16 protein-coding genes are annotated in these 19,561 nt (G+C 59.4%); 15 read left to right on the top strand and 1 reads right to left on the bottom strand.

Annotation, left to right across the window (positions count from 1 at the left end):
* Positions 1–161: 161 nt before the first annotated feature.
* From G3T16_RS08975 to G3T16_RS08960, 4 genes are all read left to right on the top strand, one after another.
* Positions 162–1,793 carry an AMP-binding protein gene (locus G3T16_RS08975; RefSeq protein WP_163494786.1) on the top strand — a complete coding sequence of 544 codons (1,632 nt, stop codon included), beginning with the start codon at positions 162–164 and terminating at the stop codon, positions 1,791–1,793.
* 164 nt (positions 1,794–1,957) lie between these two features.
* A complete protein-coding gene (locus G3T16_RS22450; RefSeq protein ID WP_269473279.1) occupies positions 1,958–2,623 on the top strand; it encodes an AMP-binding protein in 666 nt (221 codons plus the stop codon).
* Positions 2,584–3,210 (top strand): AMP-binding protein, encoded by a 627-nt coding sequence (locus G3T16_RS22445; protein WP_163494782.1) that lies wholly within the window; start codon positions 2,584–2,586, stop codon positions 3,208–3,210. Before G3T16_RS22450 ends, G3T16_RS22445 begins: the two co-directional genes overlap by 40 nt.
* Positions 3,211–3,230: 20 nt before the next feature.
* Entirely contained in the window at positions 3,231–5,045 is a 1,815-nt protein-coding gene (locus G3T16_RS08960) for a long-chain-acyl-CoA synthetase (RefSeq protein WP_163494780.1), read from the top strand.
* A gap of 71 nt (positions 5,046–5,116) precedes the next feature.
* On the opposite strand, the gene G3T16_RS08955 is transcribed toward G3T16_RS08960, so the two are convergent.
* On the bottom strand, positions 5,117–5,647 hold the full coding sequence (locus tag G3T16_RS08955; protein ID WP_163494778.1) for a hypothetical protein: 531 nt from the start codon (positions 5,645–5,647) through the stop codon (positions 5,117–5,119).
* 227 nt (positions 5,648–5,874) lie between these two features.
* Between G3T16_RS08955 and G3T16_RS08950 the strand changes: the two genes are divergently transcribed.
* From G3T16_RS08950 to G3T16_RS08900, 11 genes are all read left to right on the top strand, one after another.
* Positions 5,875–8,001: a TonB-dependent receptor gene (locus G3T16_RS08950; protein ID WP_163494776.1), complete on the top strand. Its 2,127-nt coding sequence runs from the start codon at positions 5,875–5,877 to the stop codon at positions 7,999–8,001.
* A 28-nt stretch (positions 8,002–8,029) separates the two neighbouring features.
* Positions 8,030–8,338 carry a hypothetical protein gene (locus G3T16_RS21085; RefSeq protein WP_197911979.1) on the top strand — a complete coding sequence of 103 codons (309 nt, stop codon included), beginning with the start codon at positions 8,030–8,032 and terminating at the stop codon, positions 8,336–8,338.
* Between the two features lie 161 nt (positions 8,339–8,499).
* Positions 8,500–9,330: an alpha/beta hydrolase gene (locus G3T16_RS08940; RefSeq protein WP_197911978.1), complete on the top strand. Its 831-nt coding sequence runs from the start codon at positions 8,500–8,502 to the stop codon at positions 9,328–9,330.
* Positions 9,331–9,376: 46 nt separating this feature from the next.
* Positions 9,377–10,198 carry an SDR family oxidoreductase gene (locus G3T16_RS08935; protein WP_163494773.1) on the top strand — a complete coding sequence of 274 codons (822 nt, stop codon included), beginning with the start codon at positions 9,377–9,379 and terminating at the stop codon, positions 10,196–10,198.
* A gap of 62 nt (positions 10,199–10,260) precedes the next feature.
* Positions 10,261–11,145 (top strand): enoyl-CoA hydratase, encoded by an 885-nt coding sequence (locus G3T16_RS08930; RefSeq protein ID WP_163494771.1) that lies wholly within the window; start codon positions 10,261–10,263, stop codon positions 11,143–11,145.
* Positions 11,146–11,226: 81 nt separating this feature from the next.
* Positions 11,227–12,738 (top strand): AMP-binding protein, encoded by a 1,512-nt coding sequence (locus tag G3T16_RS08925; protein ID WP_197911977.1) that lies wholly within the window; start codon positions 11,227–11,229, stop codon positions 12,736–12,738.
* A gap of 355 nt (positions 12,739–13,093) precedes the next feature.
* Complete coding sequence (gene tkt, locus G3T16_RS08920; protein WP_163494769.1) at positions 13,094–15,097, top strand: transketolase; 2,004 nt, start codon at positions 13,094–13,096, stop codon at positions 15,095–15,097.
* A gap of 4 nt (positions 15,098–15,101) precedes the next feature.
* Positions 15,102–16,163 (top strand): glyceraldehyde 3-phosphate dehydrogenase NAD-binding domain-containing protein, encoded by a 1,062-nt coding sequence (locus G3T16_RS08915; RefSeq protein ID WP_163494767.1) that lies wholly within the window; start codon positions 15,102–15,104, stop codon positions 16,161–16,163.
* Between the two features lie 78 nt (positions 16,164–16,241).
* The gene (locus tag G3T16_RS08910; protein WP_163497033.1) at positions 16,242–17,393 is read left to right on the top strand and encodes a phosphoglycerate kinase; all 1,152 of its coding nucleotides are present in this window, start codon (positions 16,242–16,244) and stop codon (positions 17,391–17,393) included.
* Between the two features lie 40 nt (positions 17,394–17,433).
* Positions 17,434–18,498: a class II fructose-bisphosphate aldolase gene (gene fba / locus G3T16_RS08905; protein ID WP_163494766.1), complete on the top strand. Its 1,065-nt coding sequence runs from the start codon at positions 17,434–17,436 to the stop codon at positions 18,496–18,498.
* 15 nt (positions 18,499–18,513) lie between these two features.
* Complete coding sequence (locus G3T16_RS08900) at positions 18,514–19,482, top strand: alpha/beta hydrolase (RefSeq protein ID WP_163494764.1); 969 nt, start codon at positions 18,514–18,516, stop codon at positions 19,480–19,482.
* Positions 19,483–19,561 lie beyond the last annotated feature (79 nt).

The following is a 19,561-nucleotide window of genomic DNA, read 5'->3' as shown; positions in this document are numbered from 1 at the left end:
GTATAATAGCCGCGGGTGCCAGCGGCGGCTTGTTGGGGATGATTTACGGTGGGCGTGTTCTGATACTGCTCGGCCCCGCAGAGTGTCGGAAGTTCCGGCCGGCGGAATTGCCGGCCACCGATTGGTGTGCCCGACAAGTTAAACCAATAAAAGGAATATTCATGAAGGCACCCTACGAGCTGTCGTACCAGCAATTTGACAGTCTGCAAGCGACGCAGGCGGTCCTCGGCGAGGATCTGTTGTCTGTCAATGTGGCGCAGTTGTGCTGTGATCAACACGTCGGCTCTGACAGGGTGGCTCTGCGATGGCGCAGCGAACAGGGCGCAGCGGAGGATCTGACTTTCGAAGATCTGAAGCAGCGTTCGGAACGTCTGGCGCGCGTACTGAGTGATCGCGGCATTGGGCCCGGCGACCGGGTGGCCGGGCTGTTGCCCCGTATACCGGAGCTGCTGCTAACCGTGCTTGCCACCTGGCGGCTGGGAGCGGTGTACCAACCCCTGTTTACGGCATTTGGTCCGAAGGCGATCGAGCACCGGCTCGCCACATCCGGAGCAAAGGTGGTAGTGACCGACTCGCTCAATCGCCAGAAGCTCGATAACTTGAATTCAGCGCCGACAATCCTGACCGTCGCCCAGCGTGGCAGTGCTGTTCAGGCAGGCGATGTTGATCTACGTGAGGCCATGAACAGTGCCGACCCTGGTATGCCCCCAGTGGCCCGGTCCGCTGACGATCCGTTTTTGATGATGTTTACCTCCGGCACCACAGGCCCGGCTAAGCCACTCTATGTGCCCATCAGGGCGGTGGTGCCCTTTGCCGGGTATATGCGCGATGCCGTCGGACTGCGTAACGATGACCGTTTCTGGAACATTGCGGATCCGGGCTGGGCCTATGGACTCTACTATGCGGTCACCGGCCCGCTATTGCTGGGTTGCGCTACCCTGCTCTACGATGGTCCCTTCAGTGTCGAGAGTTCCCTCAAGGTCATTCGCGACAATGACATCAATAATCTGGCCGGCTCGCCGACGGCCTACCGCTTGCTGATTGCGGCCGGCAGCGACGCGGTAAGCGAGCTGAAAGGCCAGCTGCGTGTGGTCAGCAGCGCCGGTGAACCCCTTAACCCGGAAGTTATTCGCTGGTTTTCGGAGCACCTGGACATCGTTGTTCACGATCACTACGGCCAGACCGAATTGGGTATGGTCTTGTGCAATTTCCACAATCTCGACCACACCGTCACACCCGGCTCGGCGGGCTACCCCATGCCGGGTATCAGGCTGGCGGTGGTTGACGAAGACGGCGTTGAGCAGGCAAGCGGGACGCCGGGTATCCTGGCGGTGGATCGCCAGCAATCCCCCATGTACTGGTTCAAGGGATATGAGGGGATGCAGAGTAGAGCCATCGGCGAAAAATACTATCTGACGGGCGATGCCGCCGTGCAAAACGCCAATGGCAGCATCAAGTTCGTCAGCCGCGCGGACGATGTGATCACGTCCTCCGGCTATCGGATCGGGCCCTTTGATGTTGAAAGTGCCCTGCTTGAACACGATGCTGTTGTGGAAGCGGCTGTTATCGGCAAGCCCGATCCGCTTCGCACGGAGCTCGTCAAAGCCTTTGTGGTGGTGAAGCCATCCGTAAATGCCTCGGATCAGCTGGCAGAGGAACTCAAACAGCTGGTCAAGCGGCGAGTGGGGGCACACGCCTACCCTAGAGAGCTTGAATTTATCGACGAACTCCCCAAAACGCCCAGCGGGAAGATCCAGCGTTTTGTTCTGCGCAAAAAGGAGCTCAGCGTCTAATCTCGACGGACCTCCCTACTTTTCGTAGGGGGCAGCTCCCGCTTCGTGCTGCTAGCATTCATCCCGGTGCCGCACGAATTTGAACATGGCTCTGACAAGCTGCCGTGCGGATTTCAATTGCCTTCCGAAAAAGCAGTTCTCGGAGTCCAAGCGAGCATCGCTGCATGTCAAACCTGTGTCTGACCCAACCCCTCCATCGCGCAGCGCAGCGGTATCCCAATCGTGTGGCAGTGGACTTCGAAGGCCGAACAACCACCTACGCACAGTTGTCAAGTCGTGTTGCCTGCATGGCTTCAGCATTGCGCAAATTGCATTTGAAAGAAGGCGACCGTGTCGCCCTGCTATCACAAAACTCGGACCGCTTTGTGGAATTCCTGTACGCCGTATGGTGGGCTGGAGGTGTGGTAAATCCCATCGATATTCGCTGGAGCGAATGGGAGATCGTTCGAGCCCTGGACGACTGCCAGACCCGGATCCTGCTGGTTGATGGCATGTCCGAGTCGATGGTGTCCCGGCTTGCTGACTGTTCGGAACATCTGGTGACGGTTATCTATGCCGGGGACGGTCATGTGCCCAGCGGGATGTTTTCCTATGAACAATTGATCCAGGAGTCGAAGCCAGGTGCAGACATCCGACGCAGCGGCGATCAGCTCGCTGCCATATTCTACAGCAGTGGGAGCCGCGAGTCGGCAAAGGGCATTATGCTATCCCACGCCAATTTGATGAGCAGTGTGCTGGGGGGCTTGAGCAACTGGTTGCAGAGGAAGATATTGGCTTACACGTTGCGCCCATGTTCGATCCGGCCGCCGCGATGTTTATGCTCGCGCTGACGCTACGTGCGGCAACGCAGGTCATTTCACCAAACCTGCAGCTTGATGAGGCCGTGGATGTCATTCTTGAAAAAGGCGTCACCAACACACTTCTGCTTCCGATAATGATTCACCGGATGGCCCACAATCCTGGGCTGGCCAAGCTGTCCCGGACTACGCTGCGTCAACTGAACTGTGTGAGCTCTCCGGCCGACGGCAAACTGCTGCAGAGCCTCGGTGAACGGATGCCCACAGTCAAACTCACCAAGATATTCACTGTTCCCGAGATGGCGCCGTTGATCAGCATCGCCGCTTGCGACCCGCGCACTGCCAGACCGAAAGGTGCCATTGGCTGGCCTTCTCTGACTACAGAGCTTCGAATCGTGGCAGTGAACGGCGAGGAAGTTCCCCGGGGCAAAACCGGCGAGCTGGCAGTTCGAGGGGCGGGCTTGATGCTGGGGTACTGGAACAGGCCTGCCGAAACGGCGAAAGCGATACGGGAGGGCTGGCTGCACACTGGGGATGCGGCGTATATGGATGAAGCCGGCGAGTTTTTTGTGATAGGCAAGTTGCGTCCGGGACAAGCAGGCAACTCAATTCAGGAATAAAATAATGGAGTTCCAGACCTATGAGAAACAATCTGATTTCACGCCGTTCCGTCGCCTGGCGCATGGCCAGGGCCCTGGTTGCCCAGCCCGGTTTCTACTCAGGATTGAAGAAGGCTGCCAAGACCGACATGGCGCTACAGATGAGCCTTGGCAGGCGCCTTGAAGAATGGGCTTGTTTAACGCCAGAGGCCGTTGCCATTCGTTTTCGGGGCAAGCAGTGGACATATGCGCAATACAACGAGACCGCCAACCAGTACGCCAGTTTCCTGGCCTCCCTCGGCGTTGGCCCCAACGACCACGTCGGAGTGAATATCGGCAATCGCCCGGAGATGCTGTTCACACTTGCGGCTGTGGCCAAGCTAGGTGCCGTATCGGCCCTGATCAACACCACTCAACGCAGTGATGTGCTGGAGAACAGCTTGAACCTCGCCAAGGCCAAGCTTCTGATTGTCGGTGCAGAACAAGTTGCCTGCATGGAAACGGTCGCCAGTTTGCTTCAAGAGCAATATGACGGAAAGCTTCTGTGGGTTGCCGAGAATGCCAATTCGTTGCTTCCCGGAGGCTACGTTGACATGCAGAAGGAGGTCGCGACCTGTTCCGGGGAAAACCGTCCTGAAACACAGCAGGTGACCCTGCGCGATCCGGCATTTCTGGTTTTTACCTCTGGTACCACGGGTATGCCCAAGGCTTCCGTCCTGCGCTGGGTGCGTTGGTACACATCCGCTCTTGCCTTTGGTCAGGCCGGGCTAAATTTGACTTCCGAGGACACGGTCTATTGCTGCCTTCCCCTGTACCACAACAATGCGCTGATCCTGAACTTTGGTTCCGCGCTATACGCCGGTGCAACCTTTGCACTTAGTCAAAAGTTCAGCGCCAGCCGGTTCTGGGATGAGGTGCGAGAAACGGAAGCCACGTGCTTCACTTACATCGGCGAACTCTTACGCTATCTAATGAATCAGCCGCCCAGCGCCAGGGACAGGGAGCACAAGGTGTCACGCATAGCAGGCAATGGTCTGCGGCCGGATCTGTGGCATCAGTTCAAAACGCGCTACGGTATCAACAGGATCGTTGAATTCTATGGTGCCTCCGAGAGCCCGCTGGCGTTTATCAACTTCTTCAACTACGACGAGACTGTGGGCTGGGCGCCAGGGGGCTGGGAAATCGTGGATTACGATGTCGATACTGACGCTCCCCGGCGTGACGGAAATGGTCATATGATCAAGTTGGGCCCAGGAAAAACCGGTCTTCTGATCTGCGCCGTGAACAAAGACCGACCTTTCGAGGGCTATACCGACAAATCTGCCTCGGAAAAGAAGCTGTTCAGAAACGTGTTCGAGGAAGGTGATTGCTGGTTCAACAGTGGCGACTTGATGCGCGCTCAAGGCGCCGGACACGTGCAGTTTCTGGACCGGGTTGGCGACACGTATCGCTGGAACGGGGAAAATGTGGCGACGACGGAAGTCGAGGCCGTAATCAATACCTGGCCCCAGACGGAGGACGCTGTTGTCTACGGTGTCCAGGTGCCCGGGCGGGACGGTCGCTGCGGCATGATTTGCTATACCCTGAAGGAGGGTGAGAGTCTCGATGCAGCAGGTTTCGCCAGTATGTTGAGGGAAAAACTGCCGAAATACGCGGTACCTCGTTTCATGCGGATTCGGCAAGGTCAGGATCTGACCGGCACCTTCAAGCATCAGAAGGCCAAACTGAAGAAAGAAGGCTATTGCCCGGCTGTGACTGACGAACAGCTATGGTATCTGAGCACAGAAGCCCAAGCCTGGCAGCCACTGACATTGGAGCAGAAGAAGGCCATCGACCGTGGCGAGGTGCGCCTGTAGCACAGCATTTGCTGGCCATGCATTCCGCTCTCCCTCACCAGATCCTCGCTCATACCGTCACTTGCTTTGCGTTATTCGCTGACCATGCCGGTCTTGGCCCGATGCTGCTTGGCCAAATGAACGATAACTACCGGGCTGCCGAAATAAAAGGCTGAGATCAGGAAGGCGAGCACGGCATCCACCAGATCCAGTTCGGCCTGAACTGCGGGTACCAGCCCAACCGTGAGGTAGAACATGGCGACGGGATTGATCAACCAGTCTGCCCATTTCATGATAAGGCAATATATGACAACCATCAGCAGGGCCAGAAACGCGTAGATGCCGTTGTCGCCAAACAACGACGTAGATTGCGCTAGTGTCCACAACAGGAAGAAGCCGAACAGTCCTCCGCATACGCAGCGCAGCAGGCGGTCGACGGCAAAATCGTCAACGCTGGACCAGTAGAGGAGAAACAGAAATCCCGCCCATGCCGCGTGAATATTCAATAGCGAGTAGAAAGCAATCAGTACGCCGAGCACGACAACGACGCCGATCAATACGACAAGTGCCTGGAGCGGACTGAGTTCGGGGTCCTTCTTGGAAAGCTCTGAGTGGGTGTTCATTGACTTCTCCGTTGCTTTACTGACGTTTCGTTTATCATGCCCGCCTGTGCAAGTGGTGACCCCCTACGAAAAGAGGGGGGGCGTAGTTCTACAAACCCGATAGATTGGGCAAGCACTGACGGTATCTGTAAGGCTGTCGAATAGCTGGCTGATTTCTGCCCCGCCAAGGGCGCCCAGGCCCGATCCATCACTATCAAAATAAATACGAAAGAGGGGTTCCGGATCTCATGAAGATGACACACGTACAACGGACTCATTCAAGCCATCGCGTCTATGTCAAAGCCTTGGTGCTCGCCGGTTTGTCTCTGCACGTTGGGTCTGCAAGCGCAGTACTCGAGGAAATCGTTGTTACCGCGCAGAAGCGTCCGGAGCGATTGATTGATATACCTGTAACGATCAGCGCTGTTTCCGCCGATGACTTCGCTCTTGCAGGAACCGACAGTCTGGAGAGCCTCAACAAACTTGTTCCCGGGGTCTACATCAATACACCGGTATATTATCTATCACCGACAATCCGTGGTGTCGGGTCGACACTGTCGGTCAACAATGAGTCGAATGTGGCACTTTATATTGATGGCGTTTATCAACCGGCGCAAGCGTCCAATGTCTTTGATCTGGCTAGCGTAGAAGGGGTCGAGGTACTGAAGGGACCGCAGGGCACGATTTTCGGCCGCAACGCAACCGGTGGCGCCATCCTCGTGAAGACCCTTGATCCGTCGTTCGAGCGGGACGGAAAGTTCGCGATATCATACGGCCGGTTCGACGAAGTGAGGGCAAAGAGCTACATCAATCTTCCTATCAACGACACAGTGGCTGCCAATCTGGCGCTCAATTACCGGCACACACCCGGCTATATTCGGGATGTTCGGACAGATCGGCTCGCCAATGAAGCGGAGACCTTTGGGGCCAGGGGCAAAGTGCTACTGCAGCCCCTTGACAACCTGAACGTTACACTCACGGCATCTCATACAAAGTTCGACGACCCTACTGCATCTAGCTACCAGAACTACAAGGGACAGAATGTCCTTGCGCCAGTGCCGGGCGCAGGCCCCGTAGCGAGCGATCGATTCGAAGTGTCGCACAATTCCGAAGCCGTGCTGCGCACCACGGCTCAGGAATACAATGCACGCATAGATTACGATACGGGGACCGGTACCTTATCGTCGATTACCGCGTTCAAGGATGACAAATTAACCACGACCAATGACGGGGACAACACCTATCTCGACATTTTTCGCATTGATTTCACATACAAGAACGAAACAGTGACGCAGGAACTGAACTTCACGTCGACGGGTGATAATTTCAATTATGTCGTAGGCGCGTACTACTACCGCAACAAAACGTATTATTCTTCATTCCAGTATAACCGTGTTGAGTTTCTGGAGCAGGAGAACAACAGGGAAGCCTTCGCAGGTTACGCTGACGGTACCTATGAATTCGGTGATCTGGCGCTGATTGCCGGCATCCGCTACAGCACAGAGGACCGGGAGATGGGCAACGCCCTGTTGCCTCATCCGATGATTCCGGCACCCGGCTCTCGTAGCATCCAGAAGCGCGACAGCAGCTGGACGCCTCGTGTCGGTTTACGTTATGCACTCACTGACCATTCAAACCTGTACGCGATTTACAGCCGGGGCTTCAAAAGTGGTACTTTCAATGGAACGTCCCTGACAGACCCCGGGGTGAGTCCAGAGACGATCGACGCATATGAGATCGGCTATAAAGCGGTGGGCGACCGCTTTACCCTCAATTCCTCAGCCTACTATTATGATTATCAGGATGTTCAGGCAAGCACTCTGATAATAAGGGATGGCGTTGCACTGAGTTCGGTAGTGAACGCGGCAGAAGCGCGCATATATGGTGCCGAATTCGATGCGAGCTACCTGTTCAGCGATATGTGGAGCATGCGCGGAGCGCTGGCTTACACGAATGCGGAGTACAGCTCATTCCCGGATGCACCAGGATATCAGGAGGCTCCAGGCGGCGGGTTTATGACGGTACCGGTTGATGCGAGCGGTAATCCGATGGTCCGCACGCCCAAATACCAGGCGAGTGCCCAGATAAATTATCTTGTGCCGGTGGGGGGTAACACCCTCGAGTTCTCGCTATCGCCTTCGTACCAGAGCAAAGTGTATTTTGACTCCTCCGCCCGGTTGAATCAGGGAGCCGTATTCCTTCTGGATGCCTCGATTGCGATGAACCTGGCGAACGGCATGAAGGTCACTGTTTTTGGGCGAAATATCACTGACCGCAAGTACTATACGCAAAAGGGGTATTCCACTCTCAACATCTCCTCAAATTTCGCGAAGCCAATGACCTACGGGGTCGAGTTCGCCTGGGACCTGTTGTGACCGTGGGAATGGTGGCGAGAATAGTCTGTTGAAAACCTCCATCTCCACAGCGGAGTGGCAGGCCATGAGTAATTACTCTACGCCGGGTCTTGTCCGCGAAGGCGCCGTTGACTGGCTGACACTAAATCGTCCAGATCGTCTCAATGCCCTGAATGGAACAATGGCGCGCGAGCTGTGGGATTATTTCGGACTTCGCAAGATCAAGCAAGTGATGGCGCGTGCGGCTGAGATCGAGAGTCTGGCAGCGGTGATTGCTTTGGAGAAGCACACCCAGATGACATACATGCAGTCCGGCGCCTTCGCGCAACGCGTTGCGACATTTGGTGAGAGAGTATGACGGGCAAAGCGGATACTGTTCGGCTCGTTCCGCCACGAGAAATCCCGGTGCCAGATTTTCTCAGTTCGGCCGCCAGGTCATATCTGGAAATGCGAGGCTTCTCTTCCTTACCCTACCCCTCGACGGACGACAGGGAGGGATGGCTAGTCCATATAGAAACCGTGAATGCGAACCTGCTGTCACTATTGAAGCAGGCAACCCGGAATGCAGGTGTCGAGGTTGACGAGCACTACGCTGGTGTCGCCCGCATTTTCGAGCTGCGGCCGCTGCAGGCAGCACCTGGCGACCGGTCCGTCATCCTGGACTTGCATGGGGGCGGCCTGATCTATTGCGGCGGAGAGTTGTGCCGGCTTATGGGTATCGGACTTGCCAGTCGCCTTGAACGCCGTGTTTGGTCGGTCGACTACCGGATGCCGCCCGACCATCCTTATCCGGCTGCGCTGGACGATGGGATGCAAGCTTATGGGGCACTCCTGAAAGAAAGTTTGCCGAGTGAGATCATCATCAGCGGGGCCTCGGCTGGCGGTAATCTTGCAGCGGCGCTGGTGCTGCGGATACGCGACAGCGGGTTGCCAATGCCGGCTGGCGTGTATCTCAATACACCCGAGATCGACCTGACAGAATCTGGCGACAGCTTTCACACCAATCTTGGAGTCGACAGATCGCTTGCCAGCCTGATGCCTGTCAACCGACTCTACGCCAATGGACACGACCTGCGCCACCCCTACCTGTCGCCGCTGTTCGGTGATTTTGGCAGGGGTTTCCCCCCGACGGTTCTCACGACCGGTACACGGGACCTCTATCTGTCCAATACTGTTCGCATGCACCGGGCTCTGCGAGCCGCAGATATTCCGGCGGAACTGCACGTGGTGGAGGCAGGAGTGCATGGCGGTTTTCCGGCGGGAACCCCGGAGGGTGACGCGATAGACAGGGATGTGCGGCGTTTTATCGAGGCAGCATTGAACGGCGTTCACGATCTTGCCGACAGCTGATTGCGACCGGCGTCAGCCGGTTCAAGATGAATACAGGAGGGTGACAATGACAGATGTAGCAGGCAGAACGGCGTTTATTACAGGCGGAGCAAACGGCATCGGTCTGGGTATCGCCCGGGCACTCGCCGGAGCAGGGGCGAAAATTGCCCTGGTTGACCTCGACGAGTCCGCGCTGGATGCTGCGAAAGATGAGCTTTCAAAGACGGCAGAGGTCTTTGCAGCAAAGCTGGATGTGCGTGATCGTGATGCTTACGCTGAGGTTGCGCGGGAGGTTGAGCTCGCGCTGGGCTGCGTGTCGATCCTGGTGAACAATGCCGGTGTCGCCGGCGGGGCTTCTCTCGACAAGCTCAACTACGAACTGTGGGACTGGGGCGTCGATATCAACTTCAATGGCGTATTCAATGGCGTTCGCAACTTCGTGCCCGGGATGATGCAGCGCGAGGAGGGTGGCCACGTGGTGAACACCGCCTCGAGTGCTGGCCTGGTGGCGAATGCATCCGGTGTGTTGTATCACGCGACAAAATTTGGCGTGGTGGGAATGAGCGAAGCCATGCAGATTGAACTTGCGCCCCACGGCATTGGCGTCACCGTGCTTTGTCCGGGACCGGTCGCCACCGGAATTGTCGAGCGTACCCGGGCGTCGCAGCCAAAAATCAGCAGAGAGATGAGTCGGGCCCAACTCAGGGCTGCCTTCGAAAAACACGACGCGATGAAACAGTTTCTGGAGCAGGGCGCATCCCCGGACGATGTGGGGCAAATGGTAGTCGAGGCAGTCAAGACAAATCAGCTCCACTTACATACTTGCGCGTCCGTGAAGGATCTAGTTGTGACCCGGCACAAGGCAATCATGGACGCAATGCCGGCGTAGGTGGACGGCAACCGCTTGTCCATCCCACCAATACATGTACCAGACAAAACAGGTAACACAAAATGACTGACAAAACCAAAATTCCCGAGTATACGCAGATCCGTTATGAACTGCCGGAGCAGACCATCGCCCGAATTGTCATGGCGCGGCCCGATCTCCGCAATGCACAGAGCCTGAAAATGCTCTATGAGATCAACCATGCCTTTGATGTTGCAGCCAGGGATCCTGAAGTAAAAGTCATTATTCTGGCCGGCGATGGTCCACACTTTTCCTCAGGTCATGACCTGACAGACGACAGGACATCCCTGGAGCAAGAGCCGGTGGTTCAGGCAGCCGGTCACCACGAGCCCGGCGCGGCCGGGATGTACGCGGGCGAAGAGGAATACTACGTCGGCCTGCACTGGAAATGGCGCAACATTGCCAAGCCCACAATTGCCCAGGTTCAGGGCAAGGCCATGGCGGGCGGCATGATGATCGCGATGCCGATGGATATCATTGTTGCCTCCGAAGATGCGCAGTTTTCCGATCCAGTCGTTGCCTTTGGGCTCAATGGCCACGAATACTTTCTGCATGCATGGGATCTGGGGCCGCGCAAGGCGAAAGAGATGCTGTTCACCGGTGACATTCTCAGCGCCGAGGAGTGCAAGGAGCTTGGCATGGTCAATCATGTCGTACCGCGTGAGCAACTCGAAGAAGCCACCTTGAATCTCGCCCGGCGAATTGCATCGAGACCGGCGATCGGTCTCAAGCTTGCCAAGCAGGCCATCAACTTCAGCATGGATCTTCAAGGACAGCATCAGGCGCTAACCGGCGCGCTCGCCATGCACCATGTGGGGCACGCCCATGCCCGGATAGAGTTTGGTTATGCGGTCGACCCGTCCGGGCTGGAGGTTATCCAGAACGACTCCAGGCGGGCCATGAAAGCCGAAAATACGCCGGAGAAATAATGCAGCCTCGTTCCTTGCCTGCCGGGGTAGAGACCTGCAGGCTGTAAGCAAGAGGGTCAAGCTATGGATCAAATGCCAGATATGGAAGAACTGCTGAAGGAAAAGCCCTACATACGTATCTTTCGCGAGCTGAAGGAATCAGATCCGAAAGCAAAGGCCATTAGCTGTGAAGACGATACCGTAACCCGGGATGAACTGGACCGGGGGAGCAACCGTTTGGCTCGCGCATTTGAGGCCGAAGGCGTTGAGCAAGGGGATTTTGTCACCATCGCTCTGCCCAATTCGATAGCATTCTACGAGAACGTGCTCGCTTGTTGGAAAGTCGGCGCGGTGCCACAGCCCGTGTCACATCGTCTGCCGCTTCCCGAGCGCCAGGCGATCGTAGAGCTGGCAGATTCCAGGTTGGTCGTCGGCGTGGGTATGGATGATCATCCCGGTCGCAAGTATTTGCCAGCCGGCTACAAGCCGGCTGCAACGTTGAGCGATGCTCCGATGGAGGAGCGCGTTTCACCTGTTTCCAAGGCGATGACCTCAGGTGGCAGTACTGGTCGGCCGAAACTGATCCTGAGTGGCACCCCAGCGGTCGGCGTGGCCGGAATGGGTCTGGTCTTTCACATGACCCCTTCTGACAGGCAGCTGGTATCGGGGCCACTTTACCATAACGCTTCCTTTATTCTGTCCCTGGCAGGACTTCTTCTGGGACAGCATATCGTGGTGATGCCAAAATTCGATGCTGAAAAAGCGCTTGAAAATATCCGGAAACACCAAATTACCTGGGTCAACTTCGTGCCGACCATGATGTCACGTATGCTGAAGCTCATCGAGGCGCAACCTGACCGCCATGATTTATCATCCTTGCGCGTTTTCTGGCATATGGCAGCACCTTGCGCGGAATGGCTGAAGCAGGCATGGATAGACCTTGTCGGTGCGGAGAAGGTTTGGGAGCTCTATGGTGGCACCGAAGCTGTGGCCCAAACTTGTATAAACGGCACTGAGTGGCTCGAACACAGGGGTTCGGTCGGAAAACCTATTCTGGGAGGACAGATGCGGATCCTCAACGACGCCGGTGAAGAGGCGGCACCAGGGGAAATCGGCGAAATTTACATGCGCGGACCGGAAGGCGCACCGCCGAGCTACCATTATGTCGGCGCCGAGAAAAAGGAGAAGGAGGGCTGGGAAACCATCGGTGATCTGGGCTGGATGGATGAAGATGGATATCTGTATATTAGTGACCGACGCACGGACATGATCGTTGCGGGGGGTGCCAACGTCTATCCGGCCGAGGTGGAGGCGGCGATCGAGTCTCATCGACTGGTCCGATCCTGCGCTGTTGTCGGTCTGCCGGACAGCGACCTCGGCCAGCGCGTGCACGCAGTGGTGCACCCCGCCCCGGCCTCACGCCGGAAACACTGCTTCAGTTTCTGGAGCAGAGGTTGGCCCGCTATAAAGTGCCCCGTTCCGTTGAATTCGTGGGAGCGAATCTGCGGGATGATGCGGGTAAAGTACGACGCAGTGCCATCCGGGAGGCGTCAATCGAGCGACTCAAGCTGGAGCAGAGAGACTCGTAGTCATACCTTGCGCCCTCCAGCATAAATGTCTTGCCTCGTCGATGCCTCTGCGACACCTTGCCGTGGCTTGGTTCAGGGTAGGATGCTCGCGGCAGACATCGTAACTAGTTGATTTCGCTTGGATCTATCTGCTTGGCGGTGGAAAAAGCCCCCATGGCAGGTCTGTTGGCAGGTGTTGTACAGCCCCTGTCAACCTGCTGTGGTGGCCCTGGAGGCCGATCAGAACGCTGAACTGCGGATGGAAATGGCGGTGCTGTAGCCGCCAGCCAGAATGAAAGCCCGGGATAAATCCTGCCTATTTGTTTGCCGTTAGCGCCCGCTTACGCGAAAATAGCGCCCCGTTTAGCCAGTGACCCCAACGCCCAGCCACGGAGATCCCGATGCCCGCCCGTTCCGACCTTGCCAATGCCATTCGCGCCCTGAGTATGGACGCTGTTCAACGGGCCAATAGTGGCCATCCCGGAGCCCCGATGGGCATGGCCGACATTGCGGAAGTGCTGTGGAACGACTTTCTGCAGCACAACCCCGCCAATCCCCAGTGGCCCAACCGGGACCGTTTCGTGCTGTCCAACGGGCACGGCTCGATGCTGATCTACTCCCTGCTGCACCTGACCGGCTACGATTTGCCAATGGCGCAGCTGCAGAATTTCCGCCAGCTCCACAGCCTGACGCCGGGTCACCCGGAGTACGGCTATGCGCCGGGGGTGGAAACCACCACCGGGCCGCTGGGGCAGGGACTCAGCAATGCGGTCGGCATGGCGCTGGCGGAGCGGGTCCTGGGTGCCCAGTTCAACCGGCCTGGGCACGAGGTGATCACTCACCATACCTATGTATTTGTGGGTGATGGCTGCCTGATGGAGGGCATCTCCCATGAGGCTTGCTCGCTGGCGGGCACGCTGGGCCTCGGCAAGTTGATTGCATTCTATGACGACAACGGCATTTCCATCGACGGCGAGGTGGACGGCTGGTTTACCGATGACACTCCGGCCCGTTTTCGCGCCTATGGCTGGCAGGTGCTGTCTGGCGTCGACGGTCACGATCCGGCGGCCGTGCGCACTGCAATCGAGGAGGCGCGGGCCGAGCAGGTCAAGCCGACGCTGATCTGCTGCAAGACGGTTATCGGCAAGGGTGCACCCAACAAGCAGGGCAGCGAGTCCTGTCACGGGGCACCGCTGGGAACGGACGAAGTGTCCGCCGCCCGGCAGGCGCTGGGCTGGCGGCACGAGCCCTTCGTAATCCCGGAAGACATTTATGGCGGCTGGGATGCGCGGCCGGCGGGCGCTGTCCGGGAGCAGGCCTGGGAGCAGGCAATGGCAGATTACAGCGAGGCTTTTCCAGAGCTGGCTGCCGAGCTGCGGCGGCGCCTGGCGGGTGAGCTGCCCGCGGAATTCGCCACCCAGGCTCAGGCCTGGGTGGAACAATGCCAGGCTGAGGGCCAGAGTATCGCTTCGCGCAAGGCCTCCCAGAATTCGCTCAACAGTCTGGGGCCGCTGCTGCCGGAGCTGTTGGGCGGCTCGGCCGACCTGGCCGGTTCCAACCTGACCCTGTGGTCGGGCGCCCGGGGCGTCACCCGTGAGGATGCCAGTGGCAACTACGTGTATTACGGGGTGCGTGAATTCGGCATGTCCGCGATCATGAATGGCATCGCGCTGCACGGCGGCCTGGTGCCCTACGGCGCCACCTTCCTGATGTTCATGGAATATGCCCGCAATGCGGTGCGCATGGCCGCACTGATGAAGCTGCGTACGATTTTCGTCTATACCCACGATTCCATTGGTCTGGGCGAGGACGGTCCCACCCACCAGCCGGTGGAGCAACTCACCGCGCTGCGCGCAACGCCCAACCTGCATACCTGGCGACCCTGCGATACGGTGGAGTCCGCGGTATCCTGGAAGGCGGCGCTGGAGCGCAGCCACGGCCCTACCGCGCTGGTGTTCTCGCGCCAGAGCCTCGCCCATCAGGAACGCACGCCGGACCAGGTCGCCGCGATAGCACGCGGCGCCTATATACTGCGCGACTGCGAGCAGCATCCAGAGCTGATTCTGCTCGCCACCGGCTCGGAGCTGCAGCTGGCAGTGGAAGCAGCCCAGCGACTGGCGGCGGCGGGCAAGCAGGTGCGGGTTGTCTCCATGCCCTGCGCCGAGTTGTTCATGGAGCAGGAGGCCGCCTACCGCGAACAGGTCCTGCCCAGCGACGTGCTGGCCCGGGTCGCCGTCGAGGCCGGGCATACGGACTACTGGTACAAGTTCGTGGGTCTGGATGGCCGGGTGATTGGCATGACCACCTTTGGCGAGTCCGCGCCGGCAGCCGACCTGATGCAGCACTTTGGCTTCACCGTCGAACATGTGCTGGCGGTTGCGGAAGAGGTCCTGCTGGAGGAGTAATCGGATGCTGCGTCTCGCCATCAATGGTTACGGCCGGATCGGCCGCAGCATTCTCAGGGCGCTGTACGAAAGCGAGCTGCGCCAGCGCTTGCAGGTGGTGGCGATCAATGAGCTGGCGGATGCCCGCACGGTACTGCACCTGACCCGCTATGATTCCACCCACGGCCGCTTCCCACTGCCGCTGGAGGGCAGTGACACGCAGTTGCAGGTGGCAGGTGACCGCATCGCGCTATTGCACCAGCCCGACGTGGCCCGGCTGCCCTGGGACGAGCTCGGGGTCGACCTGGTGCTGGAGTGTACCGGCGCCTTTAGCGACCGGGCCACCGCGGAGCAGCATCTGCACCGCGGTGCCGGCAAGGTGCTGTTTTCCCAGCCTGCCCAGGGCGATGTAGACGCCACCGTGGTATTCGGCATCAACCACGACACCCTGTACGGCGGCCAGCAGATCGTCTCGGCGGCATCCTGCACCACCAACGGCATCGTGCCGGTCATCCACGCACTGGATCGCGCCCTGGGCATCGTCAGCGGCACCATTACGACGATTCACTCGGCGATGAACGACCAGCCGGTGCTGGATGCCTACCACAACACCGACCTGCGCAAGACCCGTGCCGCCTCCCAATCCATCATTCCGGTGGATACCGCGTTGGCAAAGGGGGTGGAACGGATCCTGCCGGAGCTGGTGGGACGTTTCACGGCCCAGGCCCTGCGAGTGCCGACGCTGAACGTCTCCGCGATGGATCTGACGGTACAGGTGCGGCGTGATACCAGTGAACAGGAGGTCAACCGCATCCTGTGCAGTGCCTCGGAGAGTGCCTACAACGGCGTACTGGGTTATACCGCCGAACCACTGGCCTCCTGCGACTTCAATCACGACTCGCGCTCCAGTATTGTCGACGCGAGCCAGACCCGGGTCAGCGGCGGCCAGCTGGTGAAAGTACTGACCTGGTTCGATAATGAATGGGCCTATGCCAACCGCATGCTCGATGTCGCCGCCTGGTGGGGCAGCCTGCCGCAGCGCCCGCCGCAATCAGCGGAGTCGGGCCCCGGCAAGGCAGTGATCTGAACCGGCATCTTCGCTACCCTTGCGGACATGTCCGCAAATGTCTTGGTACGCCTCTAAACAGGAGTTGCTATGAAACTGATGAGTGAGCTTGAGCTGGCAGGACAACGGGTATTGATCCGCGAAGACCTGAATGTGCCGCTGAAGGACGGCCGGGTGAGCAGCGACGCCCGCATCCGCGCGGCCCTGCCGACCATCCGCCAGGCAGTGGCTGCCGGTGGCCGCGTGTTGCTGATGTCCCACCTGGGGCGGCCGGTGGAGGGCGAACCCGCCACAGAGTTTTCGCTGGCGCCGGTAGCGGAGCGCCTGGCCGAACTGCTGGGCCAGCCGGTGGCGCTGGTCAGCGACTGGCGCCAGGGCGTCAGCCTGGAGGATGGGGAGGTGGCCTTGCTGGAGAATGTACGCTTCAACCCCGGCGAAAAAGCCGATGATGAGGCGCTGGCCAGAGCCTATGCCGGGCTCTGCGATGTTTTCGTGATGGATGCCTTCGGCACCGCCCACCGGGCCCAGGCTTCCACCCATGGCGTGGCCCGCTTCGCGCCGGTGGCCTGCGCCGGCCCGCTGCTGGCGGGCGAGCTGGACGCACTGGAGAAGGCGCTGGCCCATCCGGCCCGGCCGCTGGTGGCAATAGTTGGCGGCTCCAAGGTCTCCACCAAACTTGCCGTGCTGGAAACCCTGGCGCAAAAAGTGGACCAGTTGGTGGTGGGCGGCGGTATCGCCAATACCTTTCTGGCCGCCAGTGGCAAGCCGGTGGGCAAATCGCTGTGCGAACACGACCTGATCCCCGCGGCCCGGGAGCTGATGGCCAGGACCAGTGTACCGTTGCCGGAGGATGTAGTGACCGGCAAGGAATTCGCCGAGTCCGCCGCCGCGCAGACCAAATCCGCGGATGCGGTGGCAGACGACGACATGATCCTTGATATTGGTCCCCATGCCGCCGCAGCCATCGCCAGGGTGATTGCGGATGCCGGTACTGTCCTGTGGAACGGGCCGGTAGGGGTGTTCGAGTTCGCCCAGTTCTCGGCCGGTACCGAGGCCCTGGCCCGGGCGATTGCCGACAGTTCCGCCTTCTCCCTGGCGGGCGGCGGCGATACACTGGCAGCGATTGACAAATTCGGTATCGCGGATAAGGTTTCCTATATCTCCACCGGCGGTGGTGCTTTTCTGGAATATGTCGAAGGCAAGACCCTGCCCGCCGTCGCGATGCTTCAACAACGAGCGGACGAGGCCTGATGGCACCGTCCCCGCAGCAGTAACAACCAAGGAATCTGTCATGGCTCTTATCAGTATGCGCCAGTTGCTGGATCACGCAGCCGAACACGGCTATGGGGTCCCCGCTTTCAACGTCAACAACCTGGAACAGACCCGGGCAATCATGGAGGCCGCCGATGCCACCAACTCACCGGTGATCATGCAGGCCAGCGCCGGGGCCCGCAAATATGCCGGCGCGCCCTTCCTGCGGCACCTGATTGCCGCGGCAATCGAGGAGTTCCCCCATATTCCCGTGGTTATGCACCAGGATCACGGGGTCTCGCCGGGCGTCTGCCAGCGTTCCATCCAGTTGGGCTTCAGCTCGGTGATGATGGACGGCTCCCTGGGTGAGGATGGCAAGACGCCGATGGACTATGACTACAACGTCGCAGTGACCCGCACGGTCGTCGAGATGGCTCACGCTTGCGGGGTGTCGGTGGAGGGCGAGCTGGGTTGCCTGGGTTCGCTGGAGACCGGCCAGGCGGGAGAGGAAGACGGCGTCGGCGCCGAGGGCACACTGAGTCACGAGCAGATGCTGACGGATCCGGAGGAAGCGGCGATGTTTGTGCGTGCCACCGGGGTCGATGCGCTGGCGATCGCCTGCGGTACCAGCCACGGTGCCTACAAGTTCAGCCGCCCGCCTACCGGAGATACCCTGGCGATTGACCGGATCAAGCAAATCCACGCCCGCATTCCCGATACCCACCTGGTGATGCACGGCTCCTCCTCCGTGCCCCAGGAATGGCTGGCGATCATCAACGAGTTTGGCGGCCAGATCCCGGAAACCTACGGCGTGCCGGTGGAGCAGATCCAGGAGGGCATCCGCCACGGGGTACGCAAGATCAACATCGACACCGATCTGCGGCTGGCTTCCACCGGCGCGGTGCGGCGTTTCCTGGCACAGAATCCTGCGGAATTCGATCCGCGCAAGTTCCTTGCTGTCACCGTCACCGCGATGAAAGAGATCTGCGTGGCCCGCTATGAGGCCTTTGGTGCCGCCGGTCAGGCGGACCGGATCAGGGTGAAATCGCTGATTGCGATGCAGCAGGCCTACGATGCCGGCACCCTGGCACCGAAGGTAAACTGAGCCAGCCCAGTGACAATGAGCGGGGCCGGGCCTGCGCCCGGCGCACTGCCCGTGCCCGATGCCGCGAGCCTTCAGACCCTGCGCGAGGCGCTGCCGCCGTTTGCACAGGGGAGGCCGCCGGGACCGGAACTGGTGGCCTTCTGCCGCTACTACGGGATGGATTTCAGCCAAAGCCTGGACGGCGTCAGCCATCAGGCCGGGGTGGTCCTGTCGGGACCCTACCGGCTGGCAGTACACAGCTGGCAAATTGCCGACGCCCACCACAACCTGCTACTGGTGCACGGCTATCTGGATCACTGCGGCCTGTACCGGCACCTGGTGGACCATGCGCTGCAGCGCGGTTGCAACGTGCTGGCCTTCGACCTGCCCGGCCACGGCCTGTCCACTGGTACGCCCGCCGCGATCAATGATTTTGCCGAATACGGCGACGCCATCGCCGCCGTCCTGGCCGCGGCTGAACTGCCGGCCCTGCCCTGGCAGGTACTGGCCCAGAGCACCGGGGCAGCGGCGCTGGTCGAATTCGCCCGCCATCATGCTCCCTGGCCGTTCACCGGCACAGTCTTGCTGGCGCCGCTGCTGCAACCCGCGCGCTGGTGGCAGGTCCGCGCGGCCCACGGCCTGCTGCAGCGCCTGCTGAGCTCCGTGCCGCGGGACTTTGCCACCAATTCCTCAGACCGGGAATTCCTCGCGTTTGTACGCAGTGATCCGCTGCAGGCACAGCGCATTCCGCTGGCCTGGGTGGGCGCCCTGCGGCGCTGGCTGGCGGAACTGCCGCTGCAGGATCTGGGAGTCGGGCCGGCCCTGCTGGTCCAGGGCGACGCCGATACCACTGTGGACTGGCGCTTCAACCTACCGCGCTACGGCAAGTTGTTTCCGGGACTGCGGATTGAACTGGTCCATGGCGCCGGTCATCACCTTGCCAACGAATCCCCGCTTATACGGGCGCGGTATCTGGAGGTTATTGATCGGTATCTTGGGTGGTGAGTGCGGGAGCGATGGCAGACCATCACACTTAGAAGTGTGTAACAGGTTAATTGAGCATGCGGTTAATGATGCTTAGGGA

Origin of the sequence: Kineobactrum salinum (genome assembly GCF_010669285.1) — a bacterium.
In the GTDB taxonomy this organism is placed as follows: domain Bacteria; phylum Pseudomonadota; class Gammaproteobacteria; order Pseudomonadales; family Halieaceae; genus Kineobactrum; species Kineobactrum salinum.
Note: the sequence above shows the minus strand (reverse complement) of the source record. Positions and strands in the feature narration are given on the sequence as shown.

What these genes read in the sequence shown, in the direction of transcription:
- G3T16_RS08930 (WP_163494771.1), top strand. Translation starts at nt 10,261, where the DNA reads ATGACTGACAAAACCAAAATTCCCGAGTATACGCAGATCCGTTATGAA.
- G3T16_RS22450 (WP_269473279.1), top strand. Translation starts at nt 1,958, where the DNA reads ATGTCAAACCTGTGTCTGACCCAACCCCTCCATCGCGCAGCGCAGCGG.
- G3T16_RS08925 (WP_197911977.1), top strand. Translation starts at nt 11,227, where the DNA reads ATGGAAGAACTGCTGAAGGAAAAGCCCTACATACGTATCTTTCGCGAG.
- G3T16_RS08955 (WP_163494778.1), bottom strand. Translation starts at nt 5,647, where the DNA reads ATGAACACCCACTCAGAGCTTTCCAAGAAGGACCCCGAACTCAGTCCG.
- G3T16_RS08975 (WP_163494786.1), top strand. Translation starts at nt 162, where the DNA reads ATGAAGGCACCCTACGAGCTGTCGTACCAGCAATTTGACAGTCTGCAA.
- G3T16_RS08935 (WP_163494773.1), top strand. Translation starts at nt 9,377, where the DNA reads ATGACAGATGTAGCAGGCAGAACGGCGTTTATTACAGGCGGAGCAAAC.
- G3T16_RS08960 (WP_163494780.1), top strand. Translation starts at nt 3,231, where the DNA reads ATGAGAAACAATCTGATTTCACGCCGTTCCGTCGCCTGGCGCATGGCC.
- G3T16_RS22445 (WP_163494782.1), top strand. Translation starts at nt 2,584, where the DNA reads ATGTTCGATCCGGCCGCCGCGATGTTTATGCTCGCGCTGACGCTACGT.
- tkt (WP_163494769.1), top strand. Translation starts at nt 13,094, where the DNA reads ATGCCCGCCCGTTCCGACCTTGCCAATGCCATTCGCGCCCTGAGTATG.
- G3T16_RS08915 (WP_163494767.1), top strand. Translation starts at nt 15,102, where the DNA reads ATGCTGCGTCTCGCCATCAATGGTTACGGCCGGATCGGCCGCAGCATT.
- G3T16_RS08900 (WP_163494764.1), top strand. Translation starts at nt 18,514, where the DNA reads ATGAGCGGGGCCGGGCCTGCGCCCGGCGCACTGCCCGTGCCCGATGCC.
- fba (WP_163494766.1), top strand. Translation starts at nt 17,434, where the DNA reads ATGGCTCTTATCAGTATGCGCCAGTTGCTGGATCACGCAGCCGAACAC.
- G3T16_RS08950 (WP_163494776.1), top strand. Translation starts at nt 5,875, where the DNA reads ATGAAGATGACACACGTACAACGGACTCATTCAAGCCATCGCGTCTAT.
- G3T16_RS08910 (WP_163497033.1), top strand. Translation starts at nt 16,242, where the DNA reads ATGAGTGAGCTTGAGCTGGCAGGACAACGGGTATTGATCCGCGAAGAC.